Consider the following 3,754-nt stretch of genomic DNA (forward strand, 5'->3'; position numbering starts at 1 on the left):
TTTACTAATTTCTGTTCAATGTTTTATATTCTTTATTTTAAAGCATATGGGATAACTTAATTGAGCAGTTTTAAAAGGCTTTTCAACACTACTATTTATTACATAATAAAATATTGTTTCTAAAACCGTGTTATTTAAAATATTTTTTAACGTTTCTTTTAGCTTCTTTTCTAGTCGCTTTGTGCAAGTGCTCTATTGCATACCCCCCTTTTTTTAAAGTACGTCTGTAAAGAGTTTTTAAAGACATTATTGAACTCTTTGTTCTATAATAAAATGCCATAGTAACATTTCTGGTTCCATCTGTAGGTTGATCAAAAACAAAAGAACTAAAATCTCTGATTTTTTTCAATTTTAGAATCTTCAAGATCATCGCTAAACTTTTGTCTATTTTTATTTCCTTTATTTTTGTGTGAGACATTAAATGTCCCACTAAAATTTATAAATTTTTTAATTTTAGAAACTGTAAAACGGCTAACTTCGTGTTTTATGGCGATTTGGTTTATTTTTATTTTTTCATTAGTTATATCGATATAAATACTTTTTCTTTTTTTCTCAAAATCTGTTAAATTCTGGATTTCTATTTTTTTATATTTCTCGTTACCTCCTATAGTGATTTTAAACTATAGAATGTTGCAAAATAATTGAGAATTTACATGATCAAAACGCGTTTTCGATATGTCAATATCTAAAGAAATTTATTATAATTATATTACCATGAATAATGCAAAGAGAACTTTAAATGCATTTTCTTTCCCTAAGCCTCTTTTAATAAGATTGAGAGAGAGAGAGAGAGAGAGAGCAGACTCTTAATAAATAATTTAACATTAAATTAACACCTAACTATTAGGTGTATTTTTGCGTATTTTCATGGAGAAGGCAAATATATGACACAAAACAAAATAAATATAGATAGTATAACAATTAGAAATTTATTTCAAAATGCTTCTAAAGAACATAATTTTTTAATACCTGAATATCAAAGACCATATTCATGAGGAGAAGAACAAACCGAAAAATTATTCAGTGATTTATGAGAATTTTACAAAATTATACTTAAAGAGCCAAATTCAAAAGAACAGTATTTTTTAGGTTCAATTGTTTTCTTTGAAAACGAAAATGGAAAATGAGAAATTATCGACGGACAACAACGTATAACGACCATTTTTCTACTTTTAAGAGCAATTCTTAAAAAATGTGAGAACACTAATAGTGAAAATACTAAAAATTTAGCAAAAGAAATTGAAGAATGTATTTGACATATTTCAAATGATTATAAAAAAATAATTGATAGAAATTCAATGTCCATTCAAAATGTTTCAGTAATGCAAAGTAATTTAGAAGATTTTGAGAATATCATCAAAAGTGGTGAATATAACAAAAAAAGTAAAAGTAATTATTCAAAAAACTATGCAAAATTAATAGAGTTGATTGAAGAAAAAGCAAAAAATGAAATTGAGGGGATATTTAACTTTTTTAATACCATATTAGAAAAAACCCTTATCTTAACTGTATCTTCGCAATCTCAACAATCTGCTATGACGGTTTTTGAAACTCTTAATAATAGAGGTGTCCCTCTTTCTGATGCCGATATTTTTAAAGCTAAGATATATAACCTATTAAAAGATAAAAATGAAAAAGATAAATTCATAGAACAATGAAAAGAATTAGAATCTGATTGTGTTTCAATGAATAAGACATTAAATGATATTTTTTCATACTATATGTTCTATTTAAGGGCAGAAGAAGGAGATATCGACAGTACTACCCCAGGAATAAGAAAATACATATTAAAATATCTAGAACAAAATAACATTGATGATATTTTTAACAAAATGATAGAAACTATTAAAAATATTATTTCATTTCTAAAAATGGTGAATAACTTAAATGAAGAAAAAGACTTAAACTCGAAGATTAAACAACAACTAGATATTATTTTTTCTTTCTCTAATGATTTTGGTAAATACCCAGCTTTAATATATTACTTAAAAAATAAAGACAAAATTGATAATGATGATACAAGTGAATATCTTGAGTTATTAATAAAACTAAGAAATAGAATTGTCACAAGATATTTAGTAATTCCTTCAATAAACGATATTAAACACGGCATTTTGTTACTAAATAAAAGCATAATAAAAGGCCATGAGTTTGATTTTTCTAAATTAGAAAAAAAAGATTCAGATGATGTGATGGAAAAAATCAAAAGTCCAAATGTAAAAATCATAAGCATGATTATAAAAATGTTTGAATATTCACAAAACGATCAAGAAGAGATGGATATATTGCCAGCCAAATGAGAAATAGAACATATTTTACCTAAATCTCATGCACAATTCGATAAAGAAAATAAAGAATTATATGAACAAATTGGAAACATAATTCCTTTAGACAAAAGGCGTAATATTAGAGCTTCTGATGATTGATTTAAGTCTAAAAAAGAGATATATAAAAAGGCGGCAAAATTTAGATCTGCAATACAAATCTCACAACTTGAAAATGATTATTGAACAATAAATGATATCAAGAAAAGAAATGACGAATTAGTTAAAAAATTTAAAGAAATAACAAAGGATTAATATGAATGATGATATTTATAAAAGAACATTACAAAATATAGAAAAATACATTGAAAAATAAACATAATTAATAGGAGAAATATGAATAATAAAATAAAACTTTATTTTGGTTTATCATTACCCTTTGCCATATTAGCATATATATTGTACTTGGTTTCGACTGGATATTATTATGTGGTAAAAGATGTAGATTTTTCTTTTTTATCGATATTGATACCAAAAGTATATCCAGACGGAGCAGGAATAACAATATTACTATTTGCAATTTTATTTAATATTGGATCATTTATCTTGGCTATTTTATTAACATTAGAATTAAAGAAAATTGATTCGATGAAGATAAAAAACAAATATATTCTCTCAAAAATATTTGTATTCACCACACCTTTTTTATCAATATTATTTCTATTGCTTATAGCTTTCTTTGGTATTTTTGTTTTTGCGATATATTTATCAGCCAAAAATCGCACCAAATTAGCCAAAGAAAATTTAAAACTGTTACAAGAAAAAATTAGATTAATAAAAGATGAATCTTTAAGAAAAAAACTAGAAGCCGATGCAGGAAAATCTTATGGGTCTAATATATTTAATGAAACAAAAATGAAGCAAAAATTAAAAGTTATCGAAAAAATAGTAGATGATGAATTAAGAAGACAAAACAATAATGTTTGATAGTATAGTCAAAAAATTACATTGGTTTAACTGGTGTAATTTTTTCATTAGATAATTAATAAATTACGAATAATTTAAAACCATAAAGTATCATAATTTTAAGTTCTATAAATTGCTGTTAATTCTTAATCAAATTGCAACATTCTTATAGTTTAAAAATGTTTATTAAACTTATGATATTAAATTTATTTTTTAAGCTTTATTCATATTTTGATTGGTTGGCAAACCATTTTTTTCAAACCCGCTTTTGCAGACAATAAAATAAAATTAAAAATCTACTTAAAGTATTCAGATAGGTCATTATCCACTTGTTTAATTGTGCTTTTAAACATTGATTTTAAGTGGTTCATTTCTTCTTTTAAACCTGATGTATTTAATTTAAATTTTTATAAATTTCTAATCAGGTAATTAAACTTGTCCGTAAATGTCGAAACTACTGACTTATGTGTTACAACTATCAAACTCAATTTATAAGCCAAATCGTCTCAAACGTCAAGATTTTT

General features: G+C 24.4%; 3 protein-coding genes. 2 read left to right on the forward strand and 1 reads right to left on the reverse strand.

The window, feature by feature from the left end; all coding sequences use genetic code 4:
* Nucleotides 1-130 precede the first annotated feature (130 nt).
* The gene (locus ACWXVU_RS03110) at nucleotides 131-418 is read right to left on the reverse strand and encodes a hypothetical protein (protein WP_456012182.1); all 288 of its coding nucleotides are present in this window, start codon (nucleotides 416-418) and stop codon (nucleotides 131-133) included.
* A gap of 466 nt (nucleotides 419-884) precedes the next feature.
* Here ACWXVU_RS03110 and ACWXVU_RS03115 point away from each other — a divergent pair, with 466 nt between their 5' ends.
* Nucleotides 885-2,579 (forward strand): DUF262 domain-containing protein, encoded by a 1,695-nt coding sequence (locus ACWXVU_RS03115; protein WP_456012183.1) that lies wholly within the window; start codon nucleotides 885-887, stop codon nucleotides 2,577-2,579.
* An 81-nt stretch (nucleotides 2,580-2,660) separates the two neighbouring features.
* The gene (locus ACWXVU_RS03120; RefSeq protein ID WP_456012184.1) at nucleotides 2,661-3,254 is read left to right on the forward strand and encodes a hypothetical protein; all 594 of its coding nucleotides are present in this window, start codon (nucleotides 2,661-2,663) and stop codon (nucleotides 3,252-3,254) included.
* Nucleotides 3,255-3,754: the final 500 nt, after the last annotated feature.

This window comes from Mycoplasma sp. 2575 (assembly GCF_053851635.1).